A 255-nucleotide genomic window follows, 5' to 3' on the forward strand; every position below is an offset into this window, starting at 1 on the left:
CGTTCGCTGCGCCCGGCCCTTCATGTTCGTCCACGCCAGCACGCCCGCGTCCCGAGTATCCGGAGACCGCGTGAATACTGATCGGGTAGTTGTCCGGGATGAGCCCAGCCGCCATCAAGGGATGCAGCAAGCCGATTGCGCCGGTCGGATAGCAGCCGGGATTCGTCACCCTGCGCGCGTTCGCGATGCGCTCCGCCTGCCCCGGCGTCATTTCCGGAAAACCATAGACCCAATCCGGATGGGTCCGATGCGCCG

General features: G+C 65.9%; 1 pseudogene. It reads right to left on the reverse strand.

The window, feature by feature from the left end:
* Positions 1–255 (reverse strand): annotated as a pseudogene (locus SB786_RS36920) (N-acetyl-gamma-glutamyl-phosphate reductase); the annotation flags it as partial.

Origin of the sequence: Burkholderia sp. SIMBA_062 (genome assembly GCF_046534765.1) — a bacterium.
In the GTDB taxonomy this organism is placed as follows: domain Bacteria; phylum Pseudomonadota; class Gammaproteobacteria; order Burkholderiales; family Burkholderiaceae; genus Burkholderia; species Burkholderia ambifaria.